Origin of the sequence: Polyangium sp. 6x1, assembly GCF_029946515.1 — a bacterium.
Classification (GTDB): Bacteria; Myxococcota_A; Polyangia; order Polyangiales; family Polyangiaceae; genus Polyangium.
The window spans coordinates 112,978-137,151 of the sequence record NZ_JARZHH010000016.1; the positions used below are offsets into that span (position 1 = coordinate 112,978).

Sequence of the window (24,174 nt, forward strand, 5' to 3'; positions counted from 1 at the left end):
TCGATCGAGCATCACTCGACCGGCGGCGGGATGGTCCAGCTCGTGTTCTCGGCGTGGCGCGGCTCGTCGTCCTCGTCCGCGCTGCCGAAGAAGTCGGCGATGTCATGTCTGCGCGCCTCGGCGTCGGCGCGTCCAAGATCGATGAGCCTGCGCGCGAAGGCGCCGTCGAAGAGAAGGTAACTCGCGAGGTCCGCCTCGGTCGCCTCGCCGACGTCGACGAGCGTGAGCATGCGCCGCGCGAACGCCGGTCCGCCGTGGATGTTGCCGCGACGCACGTACTCGGCCGCGAGCCGGCCGATGTCCTCGCTCGGGCGCACGACGAGCGAGTGGATGCGGTTGTACGGCATGCCGCCGCGCCGCTCGGCGCTCACGTTGACCTTCTCCAGGAACTCGCCGCCGAAGGTGTTCTCCGCGTCCTCGATGATGTGGTTCAAGCGCGTCATCACCTCGAGGTCGGTCTGGATGTGATCGAGGAGGAACGCGTTCAGGATCTTGCCGAGCAAGAAGGCCGCGCCCGGCGGCTTCTCGTCCTCGGGCATGGTGCTCGGGCCGGTGATCTCGCGCGACAAACCGATCGCGAAGACGTGCGTCGCGCCGAGCCGAAGCGCCGGCGCGATGGGCGTGTTCTGACGGACGCCGCCATCCATGAAGAGCTCGCGGCCGATGCGGACCGGCGGGAACAAGATGGGGATCGCCGCGGAGGCGAGCGCGTGCAGCGGGCCGATGTGCGCGCCGCGGATGAGCGTGCGCGGCGGCGCCGTCGTGGGGAGCGCGCCGTCGGGTCCGGTCTGCATGAAGGTGACCGTGCGGCCCGACGCGACCTCGGTCGCCGAGACGCTGAGCGCGCTGAGGTGGCCGCGGCGCAGCGTGCGCGCGACGGCCCGCCACGGGATCTCGCGCTCGACGAGCTTGGCCATCGGCGTGACGTCGAAGACGCCGGCCGCCGCCTTGCCGCCGCCGAGCAGGACACGCGGGAGGCTCACGGCCTGGCGGAGCCCGAAGCCGAGCACGTCCGGCAGATCGAGCTCGGTCCAGAGGTTCGCGAGGCGGCGGATGCCGGTCGTGGCGTCGCCGAGGTGCGCGGCGAGGAAACACGCGTTGATCGCGCCGACCGAGGTGCCGCAGAGGATGTCGATGCGCGGGACCGCGCCGCGCACACGGGCGAAGTTGTCGAGCACGTACGACAACACGCCGACCTCATACGCGCCGCGCGCGCCGCCGCCCGACAGGATCAACGCGACCTTTCGTCGGCCCGCCCCCGCTCGCTTCGTGGTCTTCGAACTCATGCCATTCCGCCGCGACGGAGCGGATCTGACCGAGAAGCGAGGTCCGATCCGTCTGCCTCGGACAGAATGCGCTCGACGACGGGTCTTCGCAAGAAGAGCGCGCGGAGGCGGCCATCTCGGACGTAGCCGGCGACCTTGCGTACGTGCGTCGCGGCGCGGAGCAGCGCGTCACGAGCACCGCTGGAGCCTCCTTTGCGGAGCGCTTCGATGCAGAGCGCGCGGACCTCGATGCCGTACTCGGAGAAGCTCGTGGCCTCGATCGCGCCGAGCGCCGTACGAGCGAGCAGGACACCGGTGTGATGCTCGCCCGCGTCGACGCGCGCGGCCGCTTCGATGGCGGTCGCGTGAATGTGGTAGCTCAAAAGACCTTGCGGCTCGGCGAGCTTGCGCGCGGCCTGCGCGTGGACGACGGCCTCGTGCGGGCGATTTTCGGCGCGCGCGAGCAGGGCGCGTACGATGCGCTCGTGCACGGTGTCGTACGCGCTGCCGGTGACGGCCACGAGCGCGCCCGCGTCGCCGCACATGGTGGAGGCCTCGGCGACGATGCCGAGCTCGAGGAGGATCTCCGCGGAGCAGAGGAGCGTGTCGGCGCGCGAGTCCTGATCGGCGTACCGCTCGTGCGCCTCGCGGGCGCGCTTGAGGTAGCTGAGGCCCCGCTCGGTGTCGCCGAGGCGCGCGTAGGCCTGGCCGACGTTGCTCAAGGTCTTGGCGATCTGGAAGCGGCCGCCGATGGCGAGGTCGATGCCGATGGAGGAGAGGCCGAGCGCGATCGCGTCCTCGAAGCGCTCCATGACGAACATCGCGTAGGCGAGGGCGTTTTTCGCGCGCGCTTCGCTGCGACGCGCGCCGACGGCGCGGAAGACCGCGATGGCCTCGGCGTGCGCCGCGGCGGCCTCCTCGACGCGGCCGATGCGGCGGAGCAGGACGCCCTTCGAGCGGAGCACCTCGGCACGTAGGCGTGGCTGGAGCTTGGCGACATGCGCGACCTCGAGCGCGCGCTCGCACGCGTCGATGGCGCCTTGCACGTCGCCGAGATCGCCGAGGATCTCGGCGAGGATCGTGTATGCCTCGACCTCGAGCGCGGGCAGGCGCGCGAGGCGCGCGATCTCGGTGGCGCGCTGCGCGACGGGCAAGCCGCGCGCGAGGTGGCCGTCGTCGCAGTCGAGGCGCGCGGTGCGGACGAGGGCGAGCGCGACGCCGCGGGCCTTGCCGCTCTGTCGCGCGAGCTTGCGGAGCGCTTCGAGGTGCTTGCGGCGCTCGCTCCGGCGGCCGAGGTGCCGGTAGATCGCTTCAAGCGCGGCGTGCGCGTTCATGCGGCGCGGATCCTCGGGCGGGAGCAAGGAGAGCGCGCGGAGGTAATAGCGGAGCGCGAGCTGCTCCTGGTGCGTCGCGCGCGCGGCAGCCGCGGCTTCGAGGTACATCTCCGCGGCGGGCACGGCGGCTTCGCCGCGCGCGAGGTGGCGCGCGACGATCGCCGCGGAGAGGCCACGCGCGAGCGGCGTGCGCGAGAGGTGCTCGCCGAGCGAGAGGTGCATGCGCGAGCGCTTGGCCGTGTCGAGCGCGAGGTACGCGACGTCGCGCGCGAGCGGGTGGCGAAAATCGACCGAGCCCGCACGTCGATCGCAGAGGCCGCGCGCGCAGAGGCGCGTGATCGCCTCGTCGTCGGGCAGGCGCGCGAGCGCGAGGATGTCGGTCTCCGTCAGCGGTCCGCCGGCGACGGCGAGCCAGTCGACGACGTCGTGCTCGGCGAGCGGCAGCTCCCGCAAGCGATCGCCGATGAGCTGTTCGAGCGTGGAGGGCAGGGCCTCGCTGCGCTCGCCGGGGCGCTCGTGCCGCACGAGCTCGTGCAAGCCCTCGCTGCGTTCAACGATCTCCAGCGTGCCGCGCTCGAGCAGCGCGTCGACCATCTCCAGCAAGAAGAAGGGGTTGCCCGCGACGCGCGGGACGAGCTCGCTGCACACGGCCGCGACGCCCTCCCGGACGCCGAGCCGCGCCTCGACGAGGCGCACTTGCTCCTCGGGTTCGAGCCCACGCAGCTCGATCCGCACGAGCCCCTCGACGTACGGCAGCACGCGCTCGTCGGCGCGCGTCACGAGCACGACGAGGATCGGGAGCGGCTCGGCCCTGCGGAGCAGCTCCTTCAGGAGCTCGAGGCTCGCGCGGTCCGCCCACTGCAGGCCGTCGACGACGACGACGATCGGTTGTCTACGCCCGAGCGCGGCGAGCAGGTGGCGCATGCCCTGGACGACGAGGTCATGGCGGTAGTTGCTCGCGTCCTCTTCCTGGTGATCGCCGTGCTTGCCCGTCACGAGCTCGGCGAGCCGCTGGATCTCGCGCGGCCCGCTCGCGCTGCGCCCGAACGGCCCGAAGACGTCGCGCAGCGCGCCTTGCGCTTCGTCGAGCGAGTTGTCGAGGCCCATGCCCGTCACGTCGCGCACGACGTCGGCGACGGTGGCGAGGGGCAGCTCCATCTTCACGGGCGAGCACTCGACCTGCACCACGCGCGCGCCGCTCGGGAGCTCCGAGAGGAACGTCGAGACGAGCGCCGTCTTGCCGATGCCCATCTCGCCAACGACCACGCGCGCCACGAGCTCGCCGAACGTGCGGCGCGACATGGGCGGCGCGTCGAACGCCTGCGTCTTCGGACCACTCGGCGCTTCCTGCGAGCTGTACGCCTCCGAGGAAGGCGGTGAGCCCGGCACGCCGCCGAGCGGCGGCGAGACGGCCCGGTGATACGCGGCGTAGAGGTCGGCCTTCTCGGCGTCACGTCCGACGAGGTCACTCTGGCCGAGCACGAGCTCCGCCGTACGCTCCTCGCGCGTCAGCAAGCGATCGAGCGCGTAGAGGCGCATCTGCGCGGGGACGCGGTGGCCGCCCGTATCGCCGAGCGTGAGGCTCGGCGCCTCGCCCCAGCGGAAGTCGCGCCGCACGAGGCGGTAGACGCCGCCCGCGACCCACGTCGTTCCGAACGGCGTCGCCGCGCCCACGCGATCCGCGAGCAGATCGGCGGGCTCCTGCAGCGTGTGCCGGACGAGGTGGCCTTGCGGATCACGCTCCCCCGAGGCGATGCCCCGCACGATGCCGATCGACGCGCGCAGCGGCGCGGGCAGATCCTCGCTCGCGCCGTCGAGCGCTTCGTGCACGTCGATCGCGAGCGTCGCGGCGTCGGCCGCGGCGCGTGACGGGTTCGCCATGAGGCCAACGACGGCGCGCGCCGACCACAAAGATTCCCACGACCACACCGCGCCGCGCTTGAACGCGATGTCGTCGAGCGTCTGACGTATCGACGCGCCCATCCGCCGCGCCGCCTGTTTTCCGTGCGCGCTCTCGAGATCGACCGCGCCGTCGATGCGCAGCGTGACGACCGCGACGTGCCGGACCTCGCGGGCGACGCGCGTGGGCTTCTCGCCGTTCGTGCCGTCGGACGGCGTCCGCGCGAGCGGCACGGCGGCGAGCGTCGCGGCCTCCGGCGCCTCGCGCGGGCTCGCGATCGGCAGCTCGATCTCGCGGCCGAAGAGCTCGAGCAGCATCGCCTCGATCGACGCCGAGTCGACGAGCTCCTGCTTCGCGAGCAGCGTGCGCATGATCGCCGCACTCATGTCGCGCGCGGTCTGGAAGCGGTGCTCCCGCGGGCCTCGCATCGCCTTGAGGACGATGGATTCGAGCTCGGGCGGCACGTCGACGGCGTGCGCCGACGGAGGCTGGAACGCGCCCGTCTTCACGGCTTCGAGCAGCGCGTCGTCGTCGAGCTTCCCGTACGGCGATCGCAGCGTGAGCATCTCGTACAGCACGACGCCGAGCGCGTAGATGTCGCCCCTCCGATCGACCCGCTCGCCGCGCGCCTGCTCGGGCGACATGTACCCGAACTTGCCCTTCAGCACGCCGGCCTCTTCGCGGAAGAGGTTCGCGCTCGCGATGCCGAAGTCGGCGATCTTCACCGCGCCTTCGTACGAGACCAAAATGTTCTGCGGCGAGATGTCGCGGTGGACGATGGCGAGCGGCACGCCGCCCTCGTCCTTGCGCTCGTGGGCGTAGTGCAGGCCCTTGGCCGCCTCGGAGACGATGTACGCCGCGACGAACGGCGGGATCCGCGCGCCGATGCGCCGCGCCGTCGACATGATCTTGCCGAGATCGAAGCCCTCGACGTACTCCATCGAGAGGAGCAGCCCGTCGTCGCCGTGGTCGCTGAACTCGTAGACCTGGACGATGTTCGGGTGGTTCAGGCGCGTCGCGAGGTGCGCCTCCTCGACGAACATCGAGCGGAACCGCCGCGACGAGCCGTGCGCGGGCAGGACGCGCTTGACGACGAGCAGCTTGTACGTGCCCTCGGCGCCGCGCTTCTTGGCGAGAAACACCTCGGCCATGCCGCCCGCGCCGAGGCGGCGCAGGATCTCGAAGTCGGCGAGCTGGTCGGGGTGCATGGCCATCATCGAGCGCGCGCCGGGAGACGGACGCCGCGGCTGCATGGTAGCGTCGCAGCCCACTCCCGTGACATCGAGCATGCTACGCCCCACGCCTTTCTACCGCAGCAAGCGGAAGCTCACCGTCGGCCTCTCCGCTTTTGCCCTCGCGCTCGTCGCCGTGCCCGCGCTCGCCTTCGGCCAGGCGCCGCCGAGCAAGGGGACCGACATGGAGTACGACCCCGATGCGAAGCCGCCGCCGCCGGCCGAGCCCCCGCCGCTCCCGCCCACGCAAGAGGGCGACTGGGGCGTCGGCGGTTCGGAGGAAGAAGGCAAATTCGCGCCCTCTGGCAAGACCGGAGCGGCGAAGCGGGAAGAGGACGAGAAGGCCGAGGAGGCGAAGGCCGAGGACTACCGCGCGCTGCCGCCGCGCGAGGTCGGCGTCGACATGGTCATCGGCTTCGGGGAGATCCGCGATGTCCTCAGCGATACGAATCCCACCGACGTCACCGTCGTCTCGTTCGTCCCCTACTTCTTCTGGCGTCTGAACGAGACGTGGGCGATCGGCGCGCGCGTGCCCTTCGCGACGGGCAGCATCGACGGTCCGATCGAGAACCCGGTCGACTCGTTCGCGCTCGGCAACATCGAGGCGAGCGTGCACGCGCGCTTCAAGCTGAAGCGGCGCATGACGCTTCCCGTGAGCCTCGCGATCGCCGTGCCCTCGGCGCAGGGCGACATGTTCCCCGAGCAGGACGCCGCGGGCGCGAGGCCGCAGGCGCTCGTGAACCAGGCCGTCGCCGGCGCGCGTGGCTGGGAGGAGCAAGCGCCCTACACGCCGAACCGCCTCGGCGCCACGCCGAGCGTCGGCTTCGCCTACGACACGCGCCTCTTGCACTTCGCGGCGAGCACGAAGTTCGAGCTCATGATCAAGACGGGCGGCGGCGCGCCCGAGAGCGACGCCGCCGGCACGTTGCACTCGCCCGCGTACAACTGGGTGACGGGCGCTTCGTTCTTCTACGACTTCCTCGACGGCATGGTCTCGCCGGGCCTGCGCGCGTGGCTCGCGGTCTCGCAGCAGCCGGTCACCAAGGGCACGAGCGACTACTCCGGCGCGCAGTTCGTGATCGAGCCCGACGTGAACAGCACGATCCCCGTCGGCAAGTCGCTCGCCGTGCGCGCCGGGCTCGGCTTCCTCGTCCCGCTCGGCGGTCCGATCGGCGGCTCGAACAGCGCGACCATCAATGGATTCCGTGTTCGCGCCGGCCTCGCGTTCTGACTTCCGGGACAAACCCGGAGAGCTCCCCGGAAGAGGCCGCTCACCGAGTCTGTAAGTCTCGGAAATCAGAAGATAAAACATCATCGTCCACGCTGGCGGACAACCTCCTCGCAGCTATCGTCCTTCGCCCCGGCTGCAAACCACCGGCCGCTGCGACCGTTTTGGTCAGCTGCGCGACGGATGTGCCGGGCGACGAGGTGCGACGCGATGGGATGGCTCTCGAGATTCGAAAAGCGGCTGGGGCGTGTGGTCGGTCCGGTGGTCGTTCTGATCATCGCGGTGACGATCGGTGCCCTCGTCTACTCGCTGCGAGGACCGCGCGAAGGGACGATTTCCTACACCGAGCTCACGCAAATCACGGGATCGCAAGCGGTCTCCGAGGTGCGCGTGGAGGGGGAACGCTTCTCGATCCGAGGCACGGACGGTTCGCTTCGGGTGGGCATCGTCGGTGACGAGGAGGCGCGTCACGCGCTCGTCGACAAGTTCGCGGCCGCGGGCGTCGCGGTCGAGTACGGCTCGCGCGAGGGCTCGACGGGCGCGCGCGCGGCGACGGCGCTCGCGCCGATCGCAGTGATGCTCGCGCTCGGCGCCGTCGGCATCGGGATGCACCGCAGGAAGAGCCGTGCGCACTTCTCGGAGGGACAGGCGCCGGGCGTCGGCAAGGTCCGCTTCACGGACGTCGCCGGCATGGACGAGGTGAAGGAGGCGCTCGCCGAGACGGTGGAGTTCCTCAAGAACCCCGAGCGCTTCGGGCGTCTCGGCGGGCGCGCGCCGCGCGGCGTACTGCTCACCGGTGAGCCCGGCACGGGCAAGACGCTCCTCGCACGCGCGGTCGCGACCGAGGCCGGCGTGCCCTTCCTCTCCGCGTCGGGATCGAGCTTCCAGGAGATGTTCGTCGGCGTGGGCGCCTCCCGCGTGCGCAACCTCTTCGCCGAGGCGCGCCGCGTCTCGCCCTGCATCGTGTTCATCGACGAGATCGACGCCGTCGGCCGCTCACGCGGTCGTGGGGGCGACTCGGCGTCGGCTGATCACGATCAGACCTTGAACCAGCTCCTCGTCGAGATGGACGGCTTCGATCACACGACGGGCATCGTCGTCATGGCCTCGACGAACCGCGTCGACGTGCTCGATCCTGCGCTGCTCCGCCCCGGCCGCTTCGACCGTCAGGTCGTGGTGCCGCTGCCGGATCTGCGCGGCCGTCGGGAGATCCTCGAAGTGCACGCGCGGCCGATCGCGCTGAAAGAGGACATCGACCTCGCGCACGTGGCGAAGGTGACGCCGGGCTTCTCCGGCGCGGAGCTCGCGAACCTCTTGAACGAGGCCGCGATCCTCGCGGCGCGCAGCGGGGCGGACAAGGTCGACTTCGAGCACATCGACAAGGCGCGGGATCGCGTGCTCATGGGCGAGGAGCGCAAGAGCCTCGTGATGGACGCGGAGGAGCGACGCGCGACGGCGATCCACGAGGCCGGGCACGTGACGGTGGCGCTCGCGGCGAAGCACGCCGATCCGGTGCACAAGGTGTCGATCCTCCCGCGCGGCCGCGCGCTCGGCGTGACGCAGGCGCTGCCCGAGCGGGATCGGCTGCTCTACACGAAGGAGTACCTCGAGGATCAGATCTGCATGCTGATGGGCGGGCGCGCCGCAGAGATGGTCGTGCTCGGCACGATGACCGCGGGGGCGGCGGACGACATCCAGCGCGCCGCGTCGCTCGCGCGGAAGATGGTGGCCGAGCTCGGCATGAGTGAGCTCGGGCCGATCAACGTGACGGATCATCCGGGCCACGTGACGCACAGCGAGCACCTGCACGCGCGGGTCGACGAGGTCGCGCGCAAGCTCGTCGAGCATCAGCTCGAGCGCGCCTGCCGCATCGTCCGCGAGACGCGCGACGGCGTCCTCCTCCTCTCCGAGCGGCTGCTCGAAGAAGACACGCTCGTCGGCGACGCGATCGTCGCGTGCTTCGCGAAGCACGAGGAGCTCGCAGCGGCAGGCTGAGCGGAGCGGGGCGTCGCCCCGCACCCCAGAAGGGGGCTGTCCGCCCCCTTCACCCCGGACCAAGCGCGGCCTGGACCGAAAACGACAGCGCGCATCGCGCGCTGTCGACCCGAGAAGGGCAAGTCGGCGATCTCGACGGTGGGTAACGGCGACGCGGGGATCCCGAGTCGCCGTTTCTGCTGGCTCGAACGGGTGCTCCCCGAGTGTCCTTCGCCCCGTCCGCGATGCGCCCCTCGGTGTGGGGCTTGTCTACGGTTTGCTTGGTTGCGGCGACGCCGGATCGACGGGCGGCGGCGTCGAGAGCGGGCTCCGCGTGGAGAGCGCGCGCATCCACGCCGCAATCGTCTCACTCGCGGGCGCGGGCCAGCCCATGCGGCTGAACCTGCGCAGGAGCTCGGGCGTGTGATCCCCGGTGCGGCTCGGGTCCTGGTACGTCTTCCGCGCGAGATCGAGCTCGTTCGCGGCGTCCTGGAACCGGCCCTCGTGGTACGCGAGCCACGCCCGCGTGAGCGCGAGGTGCTGCTTCGGCTCGGCCTCGGCGAGCCCCGTGGCCTCGCACTCGGCGAGCGCCGCGCGCGCGACCTCCGCTTGCCCACGCTCGAGCGCGATCTGCGCGACGATGATCTTGATCTCGACCTGCCCCCACGGATCGGCGAGCCGATCGAAGAGCGCCGTCGCGGCGCGCGCGTGCGCGTCCGCCATGTCGAGCTGACCTGCGTCGAACGCCGTCATCGCGAGCAGGCGCTCGCAGGCGCCCTCGCCGCGCGGGTTGCCGAGGTCGCGGAAGCTCCGGCGCGACAGGAGCGCCACCCGCCGCGCTTCTTCGAGCCGACCTTCGCGATGATCCGAGTGCGCGAGCGTCACGTCGCACTGGGCCATGCCGAGGCGATACCCGATCGCGTCGAACTCGGCGCGCGCCGTGCGCAGGAGCGCGCGCGCCTTCTCGGGCGAGCCGCCGGCCTGCTCGACGAAGCTGTGCAGCACGAGGCACTGCGCGTGGCCGAGCCGATCTCCGACGGCCTGGAACTTCGGCCCTGCGCTCTCGAGGATGCGGGCCGCGTCGAGGTGCGCGCCGAGCAGGAAGTCGATCTCCCCGAGGATCACCTCGCAGAGCGCTTGCCCGTGCGTGTCGCCGAGCGACCGGAACATGTCGAGCGCCTTCGCCACGAGCTTGCGACCCTCGGCGGGCGCGGCGAGATCACTGGCGACGTGACCGAGGAGCCGGAGGCACGCGGCCTCGCTCTCGGGATCACCAGCCTCGTGAAAGAGCCTGCGCGCCTCTTCGGCCTCGCGCCGGCAGTCTTCGAGCCGGCCCGCATGCCGCAGCGCCTCGGCACGCCACCTGCGATGCCTCGCGAGCGGCAGGCCTTCGAGCCGGCCGTCGAAGAGCGACAGATCGCGGAGCGTCGCCTGCACGTCGCGCTTGCGACCCCACGACTCGGCGATCGACCGGTGCAGGAGCTCTGCGGCGACGTTCACGTCGCCCGCGCGGAGGAGGTTCATCACGCGGTGACGCACGATGCGCCGGCTGCTCGCGTCGGGGTGATGGGCGAGCGCGTTCGCGGCGGCGCGCAGCACCGCGGCCGCGTCCGGCTGCGCGAAGAGCTGTCCGAGCAGGTGCTCTTGCAGGAGCGCGTGCGGCCACCGCAGCCGTTCTTCACCCGAGGCGAGCAGGATCTGCGCGCGCTTCATCGCGGCCACCGCGCGCTCTGCATCTACGCCGAGCGCCCCGAGCTCGAGCCGCAGCACGTCCTCGCGGATGTCGCCGCCGAGCGCCGCCGCCGCGCGCGCGCCGCGCCGGAGATCCTCGGGGATCGCGCGCAGCCGCTCCTCCCAGAGCTCGGCCGTCGTAGCGGCTCGCATCGCGAGCTTCGCTTCGGGCACCACGTACCGTCCGTCGCGCAGCTCGATGTGCCCGCCCGTCGCCCACGCATGAACGATCTGCAACGCGAAGAGCGGGTTGCCCTTGCTGCGTTGCGCCGCCTCGACCACGGCGGCCTCGTCGAGCGGTAACGTCTCGCGCAGGAGCGCGTGCGTCTGCGTGGGGTCGAGCGGCTCGAGCGTCAGGCGATCGCCGCCGAGCTCGCGCAGGAGCCACTCGACCCACTCGCGCGCGACCGGGTCCGTCATGATCGCCTCGTCGCGCACCGTGCCCACGATGAGCAGCCGCAGGCCCGGCGTCTCGCGGTGCAGCCGCGCCATGCCCTCGAACGTCGTCGGCGAGCCGTGATGCAGATCGTCGAGCATCAAGAGGAGCGGGCGGTTCTTCGCGATCTTCTGCAGCGCGTACTGCATCACGCGCCAGCGCGTCTCCGACGAGAGCGCGAAGCGTTTGCCCGTCGGGCCGATCGCGTCGCCTTGCGACGAGGGCCGGATCCACTCCGCCGTCGCCGCGACCCACATCTTGCCGTCGTCGTCGTCGGCCGCGACCTCCCACTGGTTCAGGAGGACCTTCTCGATGACGTCGCGCCCTTCACGCTCCAGCCGGTAGTGCTGCACGATCGCGCCGACCACGCCGTCGAGCGGCGCGGCGATCTTCCGGTACCTCGCGCGGAGCGGCACCATCAGGCCACGCTCGTGCACCTCCTCGCAGAACCACTCCGCGAGGCGCGACTTGCCCACGCCTGCTTCGCCCGAGAGGAGCAAGAAGCGGTGCTCCGCGCTCTCCGACGTGGCGATCTGGTTCGCCACGTCGAGCAGGCGCGAACGCTCCGCCGCGCGTGCAACAAAGGGGCTCGGACGCAGGCCGAGCAGGCCCGTCGTGGTCACTTGCGAGTCGAGGTAGGTGCTCTCGAGGAGCAGCGGCGAGTCGCGCAGCGGCATGGACATCGGCGGCGCGGCCGAGGGCCTCGGCGTCGCCGTCGGATCTCCGCTGCGCGGCCGCATCCGCCAGAGGAGCGTGCGCGCGTCGGCCGCGAACTCGAAGCGCTGCCACGGCCGCTTGTTCATCAGGCGCCGCACGAGCGGCACGATGTCCGGCGGGATCCCCGGACGGAGCGGCACATCCGGAAGCGGCGCGCTCTTGTGCTTGGCGAGCAGCTCCTCGTCCGTGCCCTCGTACGGCTCGCGGTTCGCGAGCATCGTGAACAGGACGCAGCCGAGCGAGTAGAGGTCCGTCGACGGACCCACGTGCGGCGCGGCATAACGGATCTGCTCCGGCGCCATCCACCCCGGCGTGCCTGCGCCCCAGCGGATCGTCGGCTTCGATGCGGGCGAGCCGTCGAGCCTGTGGTCGACGCGATCCTGCATGAGCCACGCGAGCCCGAGATCGAGCACGTGCACCGTCGGCGGCTCCGTGTCGTCGTGCGGGATGTCGACGAGGATGTTCGAGGGCTTGAGATCCCCGTGGATGACGCCGCGCGCGTGCGCGTGCGCCAGCGCCGCGAGCACGTCGTCGGTGATCTTCCAGATGAGAGGCCACGGCAGGCCGCCCTCCTCTTGCGCGAGGTAGAGCCACTCGTGCAGCGAGCGACCCGGAACGGCGTCCATCACGAGGAACGGCGTCCCATCGGCGAGCGCGCCGAAGTCGCGCGCACGTACGATGCACGGGTGCGCGAGCGCCGCGAGCGCGCGCGCCTCCTCGTGGAACCACCACGCTTCCTCGGCGCGTGGTCGCGCCCCTGGTCGGCTCAGGACCTTCACGGCCACGCGGTCGTCAGCCACGAGATCGCGGCAGAGGTACACGACCCCCATGCCGCCACGCCCGAGCTCCCGCCGTACCTGGTAACGTCCGGCCAGAATCTTGCCGATCGTGCCGGTTTGCTCGCTCATCGGACGGGCGACTATATCGCGCCCCCGGCCGCTCGGCACAGCCACGCGTCGGCCTGTTTTGGGCCCGGATCTGTCAAGTTCGATCCAACAATGCTACGTTACGGAACATGTCGAACACGGTGAGGCTGCTCGCGTTCGCGGGGGCGCGGGACGTGCTCGGTGCTTCGGAGCTCGCCTTTCCGCTTGAAGCGCCGTGCACCGCGGAGGAGCTTCTTCACCACGTTTGCAGCCGATTTCCCGCGCTCGTACCGTACCGGCGATCGATTCGCGTCGCGGTCAACGGCGCGTATGCGGGCCCCGACGAGGAGGTCCGCTCGGGGGACGAGGTTGCGTTGATCCCGCCCGTCGCGGGAGGGTGAGGCGATGGGGGTGACGAACGATCCGGCAGCCGAGAGGCGGCGATCCTTGCCGGTGCTCGGCGCGCGCGCGCTCGTGCCGACGCGCGTCTCGGCCGGCCCGCCGCCGCGCAGCGTGCGCGTCTCCGTGACCGATCGGTGCGACTTCGCCTGCACGTACTGCCGGCCCTCGCGGAACGACGGCTACGCGGACGGGCGCCTGATGACGCCGGCGTGGAGGACGATGTTCGAGGCGCTGCGCCGCGCGGGCGTGCGGCGCGTGCGACTCACGGGCGGCGAGCCCCTCGTGCATCCCGAGATCGTCCCGATCGTCGCGCACCTCTCCTCGCTCGGTTTCGAGGATCTCGCGCTCACCACGAACGCCTCGCAGCTCGCGCGCCTCGCGCGTCCGCTGCGCGACGCGGGCCTGCATCGCGTGAACGTCTCGATCGACACGCTCGACCCCGTGCGCTTCCGCGAGGTCACGCGCGGCGGGGATCTCGACGCCGTCCTCGCGGGCATCGACGCTGCGATCGAAGCGGGGTTTTCCCCCATCAAGCTGAACACCGTCGTCCTGCGCGGCGTGAACGACGACGAGCTCGAGCGCATCCTGCTCTGGGCCTGGGAAAAGCGCCTCTTGCCGCGGTTCCTCGAGGTCATGCCAATCGCCGAGGGGGCGAAGCTCGTCGCGGAGCACCTCGTCACCGCGGCCGAGATGCGCCGTACGCTCGCCGCGCACCTCCTCGCCGAGGAGGCCGTCACCGATCCGGGCCTCGGGCCCGCGAAGTACGTGCGCGCCCGCCACGATCCGGCGCTCCGCGTCGGGTTCATCACGGGCACGAGCGACACGTTCTGCGAGACCTGTGATCGCCTGCGTGTCTCGTCGACGGGCGTCCTGCGTCCTTGCCTCGCCACGGACGACGGCGTGGATGCATCGTCGCCTGCGCGCGCGGGCGACGCGGCGGCGATCGTCGAGCAGATCGGGCTCGCCTGGTCGATGAAGCCCGACGGCACGATCTGGAAGGGCTGCACCGAGGAGACCGCCGCGGGCGTGTCCATGCGCGCGATCGGCGGGTAGGATGCGGTCGCCGTGAACGAAGTATTTTCATTCGAAGCTGAAGAGATCGGGCCCGCGCTGGAGCTCGTCCCCCTCGCCGCGCGACGCGCGCTCGATCACGCCGGGCTCCGGCTGCCGCTCGAAGGATGGCGCTCTCTCTCGTTCGAGGATCGAAGGCGGATCACGCGCGCCGGCGCCGAGGCCGTCGTCGACACCGCGACCGTCCACGAGATCGTGCAGCAAGCCCACCCGCCCGCGCTCCCGATGCCGCTCGCCGCCGATCCGAGCCCGGAGCATCTGCCTGAAGGCCTCGCCGACGCCTTGCCGAAAGGCCGAACGATCGACGCGCGGACGTGGGCCGCGCTCTCGGGCCTCGTTCGGTTCGCCCTCGTGCACTGTGTCCGCCGCGCGGCGAAGCGCAGCGATCCGGCGATCCTCTGGGCCGCGCTCGACGTCCTCGTGCCTCGCGCTCCGGCGGAAGCATCCGACGCGACGAGCCTCTCCTCGCACCTCGGTCCGCGCGGCGACGTACGGATGGTCGACGTCGCCGAGAAGCAGCCCACGCAGCGGCGCGCGGTCGCCGTCGCGTGCGTGCGCATGCGGCCCGAGACCGCGTCTCGCCTCGCGCGCGGCGACACGCCGAAGGGCGAGGTGCTCGCGACGGCGCGGATCGCCGGCATCATGGCCGCCAAGCGCACGCCGGAGCTCATCCCGATGTGCCACGCGATCGCCCTGACGCACGTGGCGATCGCGCTCGACGTCGACGAGGCCGCTGCGCGCGTGACGATCACGGCGAGCGCCGAGGCCACGGATCGCACCGGCGTGGAGATGGAAGCGATGGTCGCCGCGTCGGTGGCCGCGTTGACGCTGTACGACATGCTCAAGGGCATCGACCGCGAGATGGTCGTCGAGGACGTGATGCTGGTGGAGAAGAGCGGCGGCCGATCGGGCCACTTCCGGAGGTCTTCGTGAGCGCGACGCGCATCCGCCGCGAGGCGCTCTCGCTCGACGAGGTCACCCAGATCGTGGCGCGCCCCGAGGCCGGCGCGATCGCGACGTTCCTCGGCGTCGTTCGCAACACGAACGACGGCCGCAGCGTGAGCCTGCTCGAATACGAGGCCTACGGCACCATGGCCGAGGCCGAGCTTCAGCGGATCCTCGAAGAGCTCGAGCGCGAGATCCCCGGCGTTCGTGTCGCAGCCACGCACCGCATCGGCGCGCTCCACGTCGGCGACGCCGCCGTCGTTTGCGCCGCGAGCGCCCCGCACCGCGGCGAGGCGTTCCGCGCGTGCCGCGAGCTCATCGACCGCATCAAGGCGAGGCTCCCGATCTGGAAACGCGAGCACGGCCCCGACGGACCTTACTGGGTCGGCTGGGAAGACGCGCGGTGCGCGCCCGATCATGGCGAGCACGCGCATCACGAGCACGCGCATCACGAGCACGCGCACGACGAGAAGCGCTGACGCTCAGAACGCGTCGATCCGGATCGCTTCGAGCTCGCTCCCGTCCTCGACGCGGCCCTGACTCGCGGGCACCACCACGAGCACCTCTGCTTCCGCAAAACTCGTCACCGCGCCCGACGCCTGGTTCGGCAGGAGCCGCGCGCGCGACGGACCCGCGCCCGGCTCGATCCGCGCGCGGACGAACTCCTCGCGGCCGGGCGCGCGATCGTACGAGCCCACCACCGTCACGCGCTCGCGCCGCGGGAGCGGCGCTGGATCCCCTTGCAACGCGCGCACGAGCGGCGCGCCGAAGAGCAGCCACGTGAGCGATGCGCTTGCCGGATTACCGGGCAACCCGAGCACGTGCGTGTCCCCGGCGCGACCGACGGCGATGGGCTTGCCCGGCTTGATCGCCACGCGCCAGAAATCGAGCGTCACGCCGGCCGCCTCGAACGCGGGTCGCATCACGTCACGATCCCCGACGCTCACGCCGCCGATCGTCACCACGAGATCACTGCCGCGCAGCGCCTCCACGACCGCCGCGCGCGCCACGTCGAGGTCGTCCGGTACATACGCGCCGACGCGCGCGATCGCCCCGATCTGCCGCGCTGCCGCCGCGACGAACACGCCGTTCGACTCCGCGATCGAGCCGGGTTTGCCGGGCTCGCCCGGCGACCGCAGCTCGTCGCCCGAGCACAGGATCGTCACCACGGGTCGCTGCGCGACGAGCACGAAGGGACGATCGAGCGCCGCCGCGAGCGCCGCATGACCCGGCGTCATCCGCGTGCCCCGCGCGATCGCCACCGCGCCCTCGGCGAGATCGGATCCACGCAGGCGAATCCACGCGCCCGCGCGTGGCGCCTCCCGCACCAGGATCACGTCGCCGCGCCGCTCGACGTTCTCCTGCATGATCACGGCATCCGCACCTTCGGGCAGCCGCGCGCCAGTAAAAATCCGGCACGCCGTCCTCGGCGCGAGCGCGGGCCTCTCGCCGCCGGCCGAGCTCTCCCCGACCACGGGCAACTCGAAGGGCCCGCCTCCCGCGAAGTCCGCCGCGCGCACCGCGTACCCATCCATCGAGCTGTGATCGAACGCCGGCATCGGCGCGCGCGCGACGAGGTCCTCGGCGAGCACGCGCCCGGCGACCTGATCCAGGCTCACGCGCTCTTTGCCTACGGGGCGCGCCGCGGCGAGCAGGCGCGCGAGGGCGTCGCCGTACGGCAGCATCAGTGCTTCCTCCCGTGCTTGCCGTGGTGATGACCGTGATGATGACCGTGTGCGGCGTGCTTGCCGCCTCGCCCTGAGGCCAGCGCGATCGCGTGCGACAGCGTCGGCGCGAGCAGCGCGTCCACCGCGAGCTCGACCGCGCTCGGGCTGCCTGGCAGCGCCGCGATCACCTTGCCTCGCACCACGCCGGCGATCGCGCGCGACAGCATCGCGCGGGGCCCGATCTGCTCCCACGAGAGCCTGCGGAACGCCTCGCCGAAGCCGTCGATCGTCTTGTCGAGCATGGGCTCGATCACCTCGAGCGTGCGGTCGCGCTGCGCGATGCCCGTCCCGCCCGTCAGCACGATCGCGTCGGCCGTGTCCGCGTCGCAGACGTACGTGATGGCCTCGCGGAGCACGTCCGGCTCCTCGCGCAGGATCGCGTGCGACACGACGGAGAAACCCGCCGCGCGCAGACGATCGACGAGCAGGCGGCCGCCCTCGTCGTCGTTCGGCGTGCGCGTATCGCTGAGCGTGAACGTGGCGACCTTGAAGACTTCGGTTTTTTCGTTGGTGCTCATAACGTTAACGGCTCCTCGGCTCGATGACGACCGAGCGGTGCGGCATCGTCAGCGCCTCTTCCATGGGCCCAGGATCGAAATCGAAGTGACGCTGCCTCAGCGGACGCTCCGGGAAGAGCAGGCGGAGGCGCACGTGGGGCGGCGCCGTCGGAGGCTCCTCGGGCGAGAAGAGCGTCCGCGCGATCTTTCCGCCGGGGAAGGGAGAGATCACCGTGATGTCCGTCGCGCCGCGCGAGACGAGCGCGTCGATCAACGTGTTGTCCGTGGCGCCTCCGTCGAGGTGCACCTCCCCGTCGAGCCGCGGCACGCGCGCGTACACGACCGGGATGAAGCACGAGGCCACGAGCACGTCGTGCATGTCGCGCCGCTCGTGGTTCGAGTGCACCACGAGCGCGCCCTTCTTCCGCGCGAAGAAGCGCCCCGCGTGCGTGGTCGCCACGAGCAGCTCGGTCTCCGTCCCGTGGAGCTTCTCTTCCGGCAAGAAGCGCTCGAGCGCGCCGCGCAGCACCGAGCTCATCCCGAAGGGGCTCCGCTCGCTCGACAGGTAGCGCCGCGACACGACCGGCGTCTTCGCCATCGAGCGCCAGAGGTCCGGGCCCACGCCTGCGAGGCCCGCGACGAGCGCCGCGCCGGAGATGGATCCCGACGAGGCCCCCGCCACGAGATCGAAGCGCTCGCCCGCGGCCACGAGGCGCGACAGCACGCCGAACTGGAACGCCGCCCGGCAGGCGCAGCCGGGCAAGGACAGCGCTCGCACGCCGAGGTCTTATCAGAGCCCGTGTTCGACGTCACCCTTCGCCGGGGTGGGGGCCCTCGGCGCGGAAGCGTCAAGCTCATCGCGCGCGTCCATGGCGTCGGCGCGCGCGCTGCGCTACGCACGTTCGCGTGGCAGAGCCGCTGATCCCCTACATCTCGCTCCCCGAGATCCCGCTCGGTTTCCTGCTCGACGTGCCCGTCCTGGGCAAGCTCTTCGACCCGGCGCATCCGCCGTCGATCAAGCCGTTCGGCACGCTCGTCGCGCTCGGCGTCTACATCGGCTCGGTCATCACGATGCACCGCGCGAAGGAGCGCAACCTCGACACGAAGAAGATGAACGAGTTCATCTTCTGGGTCGTCGCCGCGGGGTTCATCGGCGGGCACGTCCTCGACGCGATCTTCTACCACCCGCAGCGCGTCGCCCGCGATCCGCTCTACCTGCTGATGCTCTGGGACGGCCTGTCGAGCTACGGCGGCTTCATCGGCGCGATCATCGGCTGCTTCGCGTACAAGTTCATCAAGCGCGAGAAGGTCCTCCCGTATGCGGACGTCGTCGTCGCGACGTTCCCGATCGCGTGGATCTTCGGCCGCGCCGGTTGCTCCGTCGTGCACGATCATCCGGGCCGCCTCTCCGACGCGTGGTTCGCGGTTCGTTACCCGATGGGGAGCGGCTGGGTCGGCCGCTTCGACCTCGGCCTCTACGAGTTCGTCCTGACGATCCCGCTCGCGATCATCGTCACGCTGCTCTGGCGTCGTGGACCGCGCCCGCCGGGCTACTTCACGGGCGTCATCTGCATGGCCTACGCGCCCGTGCGCTTCGTGCTCGACTTCTTCCGCGAGGTCGAGGGCGCGAGCATGCTCGGCGGCGATCCGCGGTACGGCGGCCTGACGCCCGCGCAGTGGGCGTGCTTCGGCCTCTTCGCGGTCGGCGCGTACTTCACGTTCGTGATCGCCAAGAACAAGGCGGCGCCCACGGACGGCGGGCCTCCCGCGGCTCGCAAGAAGAAGCGCAAGAAGAAGGCTGCCTCCGTGGAGAACACGGCTGCGGACGAGGGCAGCGAGGGCAGCGAGAGCAGCGGCGCGGCGGGGCAGGAGAGCTAGAGGCTGGTCGGCGTATCGCTCGACGCGATCCACGTCGATCGTGGCTCGCGTCGAGCGGACCTGCCTCGCGTCACTCCGCGTCGAAGAGCGCGGGCTCGGCTTCGACCTTCGGCTGGCTCTTGGTGCGGAAGTTCCGCGGGAACCACGCGTCGGGCGCGCGGCGGATGTTGTGGCGCTCCGCGAACTTCGTGAACAGGTCGAACCACTCGAGCCCGGGCAGCTCGCTGATCTTCTGATCGACGCGCGCGATCGCCTTGCCGTCGAGGCCGTCGAAGAGGAAGCGGATCGTGTGAAGGACGTCTTCCTTGGAGCACATACCGTCGCCGACGGGGGTCCAGGCGAGCTTCAGCGCCGCGGAGACGATCTTCGCCGTCATCGGATCGCGCTGCAGGCGGCGCTTCGCGTGCTCGCGGTAAAACGCGTAGTGGCGGAGCTCCTGCTTCATGATCCGCTGGCAGATCTTGTTCAGGATCGGGTGATCGATCCGCTCGATGAGCGCCTGGTAGGCGCTGTACGTCGTGAACTCCTGGATCGTGCCCCAGACCATGTGCACGCCAGGCCAGTGCGTCGGGAAGAGCTTGCCGAGCATGTTCTGCCCCCACTCATCGATGCGCTCGCCGGGGCTGCGCGAGAGGAACATGTCACGCCGGTATGTCGGAGAAAGCGGCTCGCCCAGCGCTTCCATGAACCTGCGGAAGGCACGTCCGTGGAACTCCTCCTCGTACATCCACACGCAGAGGAAGGGCGCGATCTCCGGCTCCTCGTACACGGCGTTCGTGGACATGAGGGCCTTGGTGTAGAAAAACGTCGAGTTCTCCGTGAGCAGGAAATACCGCAGGCAACGGATCGCCTCGGGGGTCATCGGGTGCTTCGGGACCTCGGACCAGTCGATGTCCGAAAGGTCGACCCTGCCGGACGAATCCATCAAGCGCTCGATGTTGAAGTGCTCCGCCATCGCGTTTTGAACCTCGGGAAACGGGTCGTAACACGATTTACGTCTGGCGACGCAAGCGGATCCTCCGTCCCGGTCGCTCGGGCGCCCACGTGCTCCTCATCGGTGTTTTTTCGCTGCGTAGAGCGCTTCGCGACGCGGTTTTCAGCGAGCGAACGACGACGCGGGGAGGAGGTGACGCAGCGGGTCGAGCAGGGGCTCGAGGGGCCCATCGCGGAGGAATCGACACGCTCGGGGACGAACGTGCCGAGAGAGGCTCCCTTGACGCGGGAAGTGGGCCATATATCGTGGGCTGTAGCTCGTCCCAGGAGGTACGCTCCTCGCCATCGTGATGCGAGACGCGCCTCTCAGGGAGAGCGTTCGAGGCGAGCAAGAGGGCGCGAGCCTCGGAGGCGAGGCGCTAGGATCGATGGTGCGCAGGTTTTTCGATGGCTGAAGATTCTCGTAAGTTGTTCGTAGCAGGACTGCCCGACTCCATTACCGAAGATGTTCTCCGTGGGCTCTTCGAGGCGACAGGCGGCAACGTCGTCGAGGTGAGCCTTCCGAAGGATCGCGCGACGGGTCGGCCGCGTGGTTTCGGGTTCGTGACGCTCGCGACGAGCGAGGAGGCGAATGCCGCTCGCGAGTCGCTGGACGGCTCGTTCCAGGGCGGCAAGTCGATCTCCGTGCGGCCCTTCCAGGCCGAGCCACCGCGCCGTGAAGGTGGCGTGGGCGGCGGCATGGGCGGCCCGCGGCCGATGGGTGGTGGAGGTGGTGGCATGGGCGGCGGTGGGCCTGCTGCGGCAGCGCCTGACCGCACTCTCTACGTCGGCAACCTCCCGTACGACGCAAGCATCGAGGAGGTCGAGTCGATGATCACCTCGGCTGGCGGAGGCCCCGTCGTGCGTGTGCACTTGCCGATGGACGCGGACGGACGCAAGCGCGGCTTCGGCTTCGTCACGATGGCGAGCGCCGAGGCGGCGAAGGGCGCGATCGAAGCGCTGCGCGGTGTGGACGTGCGTGGCCGTCGGCTCGTCGTCAACCTTGCGCATCCCAAGGGCGAACGTCCGGCTGGCGCGGAGCGTCCCGGCGGCGGCGGTTACGCCGGCGGCGGCGGCGGTTATGGCGGCGGCGGCGGCGGTTACGGCGGCGGCGGCGGCGGTTATGGCGGCGGTGGTGGTGGGCCGGGCGGCTACGCTCCCGCGCCTCCTCCGCCTCCGCAACGCAAGACGTTCGACGATCGTCGTCGTCGTGGCGGCGGTGCCGGTCACGACGGGGACGGCCCGGGGGGCGGTGGTGGACGTCGCTCCAACAACAAGAACTGGGGCCGCGACGACGACTGGAGGGACGGCGGAAAAGACGACGAGTGATCGGGCTCGGCGAGCGCCCGAGCGTCAGCTCGGGCTCGCCCGTCCCGGCTCGCTTGCGATCTTTGCCCAAGGTCGTGCTCGCCGACGTTGACAGCGGCGGGAAATTCCGTAGGTTACCGCCCTCCTTTGCGCCCCCCCGTCGTGGTGGGGTCGTGGAGGGCGGGTTTCGCGGCGCCTCACGCGAGCGTGCCCGTGACCGAGCCGGCGCGAAACCGGTGAGTTTCAGGAGACAGCCATGCGCGACATCATCAAGCTGACGTGCGGCAATTGCAGCCGGGCGAACTACCACACGACGAAGAACAAGCGGACGATGTCGGACAAGTTCGTCATCAAGAAGTTCTGTCCGGTGTGCCGCAAGCACTACGAGCACAAGGAAGGCAAGATCTCGAAGGGCTGATGGCCTTCGCGGATCTGCCTGTGCATGTGCGAACGTGATTGACGGGTGGATCCATGGCATGGCCATGGGTTCGCCCGTGCTTGCTGCTGAACGGGTGTGCCCGACCTGAGCAGGTGCTCTCGTTGCGACACCCCACCATGGATGATAGGACCGCCGCCTGCCCGTGCGGCATGAATGCACGTCTCGGGCGGACCGGACCTCAAGCTTCAAGGGCGATGCGATGATCTTCGACTGGCTCTACGGCCTGTTCTCGAACGATCTCGCGATCGATCTCGGCACCGCCACGACGCTCATCTACGTGAAGGGCAAGGGCATCGTCTCTTGCGAGCCTTCCGTGGTGGCCGTGCAGCGCGACAACCGCGGCGGCAAGAAGGTGCTCGCGGTCGGCCGTGAGGCGAAGGAGATGCTTGGGCGCACGCCTGGGAACATCCAAGCCGTGCGGCCTTTGCGCGACGGCGTCATCGCCGACTTCGAGATCACCGAGGCGATGCTGCGTTACTTCATCGCCCGCGCGCACAACCGCCGCACGCTCGTCAAGCCGCGCATCATCATCTGCGTGCCCTTCGGCATCACCGAAGTCGAGAAGCGCGCGGTGAAAGAGAGCGCGGAGGGTGCGGGCGCGCGCGAGGTGTACCTCATCGAGGAGCCCATGGCGGCGGCCATCGGCGCCGGCCTTCCGATCACCGAGCCCTCGGGCAACATGGTGGTCGACATCGGCGGCGGCACGACGGAGGTCGCGGTCATCTCCCTCGCCGGCATCGTCTACTCGCAGAGCGTGCGCGTCGGTGGCGACAAGATGGACGAGTCCATCATGGCGTACATGAAGCGCAAGTACAACATGGCCATCGGCGAGCAGACGGCCGAGCGGATCAAGATCACGATCGGCAACGCGTACCCGCTCGAGCAGCAGCTCACGATGGAGGTCAAGGGACGCGACATGGTCGCGGGCATCCCGAAGACCGTGGTCGTGAACTCGGACGAGATCCGCGAATCGCTTGCAGAACCAACGAACGCGATCGTCGACGCGGTGCTCGTCGCGCTGGAGCGCACGCCCCCAGAGCTCGCGGCCGACATCGTGGACAAGGGGATCGTGCTCACCGGCGGCGGTTCCCTCCTGAAAAATCTCGACGTGCTGCTTCGCGAAGAGACGGGCCTGCCGGTGATGGTCTGTGACGATCCGATCAGCGCCGTCGTGCTGGGCAGCGGAAAAGCGCTCGATCACCTCGAGCTGCTGAAGGAAGTCACGATCAGCTGACCGGAGCGCGTGTGCAGGTAGCGCCCGCGCGTCTCTCGTGGCATCGAGGGATGAGCGGGGGCACCTCCCTCGTTTGACCCGAGCCGCTTTCCCAGCGGCAGCGCCGGCCGACGCATGAACTTCAAGCGATACCGCGACCTGGCCATCGTCCTGCTCGCCCTGGCGGTGCCGTTCTGGTTCCTCCGGGCCAGCATGCGTGATCCCGGCAAGGTCACGGGCGCCGACAGGGTGATCGTCCGGATCGCCACGCCCCTCCAGTACGCCGCGGCGACGCTCGCGCGCGGGCTCTCGAACATCTGGGGCGACTACATCTACCTGGTCGACGTCAAGGAAGACAACGCGCGGATCGCCTCGCAGAACGCGCGCCTCCGCGAGCGCGTGCGCAAGCTCGAAGCGCTCGAAGAGGAAAACCGGAGGCTCCGGCGCCTGCTCGATCTGCGCACGAGCGTCCGCACCGACGTCGTGAGCGCGCAGGTCGTCGGAAAAAACACGAACGAGTTCTTCCGCGTCGCGCGCGTCAGCCTCGATCGCGAGGCGCGCGACGTGCAGCCGAACCTTCCCGTGATCTCGCCCGACGGCGTCGTGGGCACGACGCTCAAGGTCTCGGGCGACACGATCGACGTGCGGCTCGTCGTCGACGCGGGCAGCGGCGTCGACGTCGTCGTGCAGCGGACGGGGGCGCGTGGGTTCGTCCGCGGGACGGGCGACGAGACGAAGTACCTCTGCAGCGTGGAGTACGTGCAGCGCACCGACGAGGTGGAGGTCGGCGATCTGCTCGTCACGAGCGGCGTCGGGAAGCGCTATCCGAAGGGCATCCCCGTCGGCAAGGTGACGCAGGTCGTGAAGCGCGACTTCGGCATCTACCAGCAGGTGTACGCGACGCCTGCCGTGGATTTTTCGCGGCTCGAAGAGGTGCTCATCGTCACGTCTGCGCCTCCGGAAGAGGCGCTGCCTCAGGCGCCCGCGCCGGGCGCGGCTGGCTCTTCCACGCCGCGGCGGTAAGGTCGGAGGGGAGGAG

At 70.4% G+C, this 24,174-nt stretch carries 18 protein-coding genes; 11 read left to right on the forward strand and 7 right to left on the reverse strand.

Translation table 11 applies throughout. The features are described 5' to 3' along the window. Window positions 1–11: 11 nt before the first annotated feature. Window positions 12–1,286: a patatin-like phospholipase family protein gene (locus tag QHF85_RS17500; protein WP_281328344.1), complete on the reverse strand. Its 1,275-nt coding sequence runs from the start codon at window positions 1,284–1,286 to the stop codon at window positions 12–14. Beyond that, complete coding sequence (locus QHF85_RS17505; RefSeq protein ID WP_281328345.1) at window positions 1,283–5,752, reverse strand: protein kinase; 4,470 nt, start codon at window positions 5,750–5,752, stop codon at window positions 1,283–1,285. Before QHF85_RS17505 ends, QHF85_RS17500 begins: the two co-directional genes overlap by 4 nt. Before the next feature lie 34 nt (window positions 5,753–5,786). Here QHF85_RS17505 and QHF85_RS17510 point away from each other — a divergent pair, with 34 nt between their 5' ends. Both QHF85_RS17510 and ftsH read left to right on the forward strand, forming a co-directional pair. Next, window positions 5,787–6,962 carry a hypothetical protein gene (locus tag QHF85_RS17510; RefSeq protein ID WP_281328346.1) on the forward strand — a complete coding sequence of 392 codons (1,176 nt, stop codon included), beginning with the start codon at window positions 5,787–5,789 and terminating at the stop codon, window positions 6,960–6,962. Window positions 6,963–7,241: 279 nt separating this feature from the next. After that, entirely contained in the window at window positions 7,242–8,954 is a 1,713-nt protein-coding gene (ftsH, locus tag QHF85_RS17515; RefSeq protein ID WP_281328347.1) for an ATP-dependent zinc metalloprotease FtsH, read from the forward strand. Between the two features lie 249 nt (window positions 8,955–9,203). On the opposite strand, the gene QHF85_RS17520 is transcribed toward ftsH, so the two are convergent. Next, window positions 9,204–12,725, reverse strand: coding sequence for a protein kinase (locus QHF85_RS17520; protein WP_281328348.1), 3,522 nt, complete (start codon window positions 12,723–12,725; stop codon window positions 9,204–9,206). Window positions 12,726–12,832: 107 nt separating this feature from the next. On the opposite strand from QHF85_RS17520, the gene QHF85_RS17525 reads away from it, so the two are divergent. The 4 genes from QHF85_RS17525 to QHF85_RS17540 are packed head-to-tail and all read left to right on the forward strand — an operon-like array spanning window position 12,833 to window position 15,580. Next, entirely contained in the window at window positions 12,833–13,084 is a 252-nt protein-coding gene (locus tag QHF85_RS17525) for a MoaD/ThiS family protein (RefSeq protein ID WP_281328349.1), read from the forward strand. 4 nt (window positions 13,085–13,088) lie between these two features. Beyond that, window positions 13,089–14,138 carry a GTP 3',8-cyclase MoaA gene (moaA, locus tag QHF85_RS17530; protein ID WP_281328350.1) on the forward strand — a complete coding sequence of 350 codons (1,050 nt, stop codon included), beginning with the start codon at window positions 13,089–13,091 and terminating at the stop codon, window positions 14,136–14,138. A 12-nt stretch (window positions 14,139–14,150) separates the two neighbouring features. After that, a complete protein-coding gene (moaC, locus tag QHF85_RS17535) occupies window positions 14,151–15,089 on the forward strand; it encodes a cyclic pyranopterin monophosphate synthase MoaC (RefSeq protein ID WP_281328351.1) in 939 nt (312 codons plus the stop codon). Then, complete coding sequence (locus QHF85_RS17540) at window positions 15,086–15,580, forward strand: molybdenum cofactor biosynthesis protein MoaE (protein WP_281328352.1); 495 nt, start codon at window positions 15,086–15,088, stop codon at window positions 15,578–15,580. The genes moaC and QHF85_RS17540 overlap by 4 nt, the downstream gene beginning before the upstream one ends. 3 nt (window positions 15,581–15,583) lie before the next feature. Here QHF85_RS17540 and glp read toward each other — a convergent pair whose 3' ends face one another. The 3 genes from glp to QHF85_RS17555 are packed head-to-tail and all read right to left on the reverse strand — an operon-like array spanning window position 15,584 to window position 18,103. Next, entirely contained in the window at window positions 15,584–16,786 is a 1,203-nt protein-coding gene (gene glp / locus QHF85_RS17545) for a gephyrin-like molybdotransferase Glp (protein ID WP_281328353.1), read from the reverse strand. Next, complete coding sequence (locus QHF85_RS17550) at window positions 16,786–17,346, reverse strand: MogA/MoaB family molybdenum cofactor biosynthesis protein (RefSeq protein ID WP_281328354.1); 561 nt, start codon at window positions 17,344–17,346, stop codon at window positions 16,786–16,788. Before QHF85_RS17550 ends, glp begins: the two co-directional genes overlap by 1 nt. Before the next feature lie 4 nt (window positions 17,347–17,350). Further along, window positions 17,351–18,103 (reverse strand): patatin-like phospholipase family protein, encoded by a 753-nt coding sequence (locus QHF85_RS17555; RefSeq protein WP_281328355.1) that lies wholly within the window; start codon window positions 18,101–18,103, stop codon window positions 17,351–17,353. A gap of 128 nt (window positions 18,104–18,231) precedes the next feature. Here QHF85_RS17555 and QHF85_RS17560 point away from each other — a divergent pair, with 128 nt between their 5' ends. Beyond that, a complete protein-coding gene (locus QHF85_RS17560; RefSeq protein ID WP_281328356.1) occupies window positions 18,232–19,203 on the forward strand; it encodes a prolipoprotein diacylglyceryl transferase family protein in 972 nt (323 codons plus the stop codon). Between the two features lie 70 nt (window positions 19,204–19,273). Here the strand turns inward: QHF85_RS17560 and QHF85_RS17565 are convergent, their stop codons facing one another. Then, the gene (locus QHF85_RS17565; RefSeq protein WP_281328357.1) at window positions 19,274–20,158 is read right to left on the reverse strand and encodes an acyl-ACP desaturase; all 885 of its coding nucleotides are present in this window, start codon (window positions 20,156–20,158) and stop codon (window positions 19,274–19,276) included. Between the two features lie 446 nt (window positions 20,159–20,604). On the opposite strand from QHF85_RS17565, the gene QHF85_RS17570 reads away from it, so the two are divergent. The 4 genes from QHF85_RS17570 (at window position 20,605) to mreC (ending at window position 24,158) form a co-directional block, all read left to right on the forward strand. Further along, window positions 20,605–21,504 (forward strand): hypothetical protein, encoded by a 900-nt coding sequence (locus QHF85_RS17570; protein ID WP_281328358.1) that lies wholly within the window; start codon window positions 20,605–20,607, stop codon window positions 21,502–21,504. 235 nt (window positions 21,505–21,739) lie between these two features. Beyond that, window positions 21,740–21,901, forward strand: a complete 162-nt coding sequence (gene rpmG, locus QHF85_RS17575) for a 50S ribosomal protein L33 (RefSeq protein ID WP_136930735.1) — start codon at window positions 21,740–21,742, stop codon at window positions 21,899–21,901. 220 nt (window positions 21,902–22,121) lie between these two features. After that, on the forward strand, window positions 22,122–23,156 hold the full coding sequence (locus tag QHF85_RS17580; RefSeq protein ID WP_136930736.1) for a rod shape-determining protein: 1,035 nt from the start codon (window positions 22,122–22,124) through the stop codon (window positions 23,154–23,156). A gap of 114 nt (window positions 23,157–23,270) precedes the next feature. Next, the gene (mreC, locus tag QHF85_RS17585) at window positions 23,271–24,158 is read left to right on the forward strand and encodes a rod shape-determining protein MreC (RefSeq protein WP_281328359.1); all 888 of its coding nucleotides are present in this window, start codon (window positions 23,271–23,273) and stop codon (window positions 24,156–24,158) included. The last annotated feature ends 16 nt before the right edge of the window (window positions 24,159–24,174 follow it).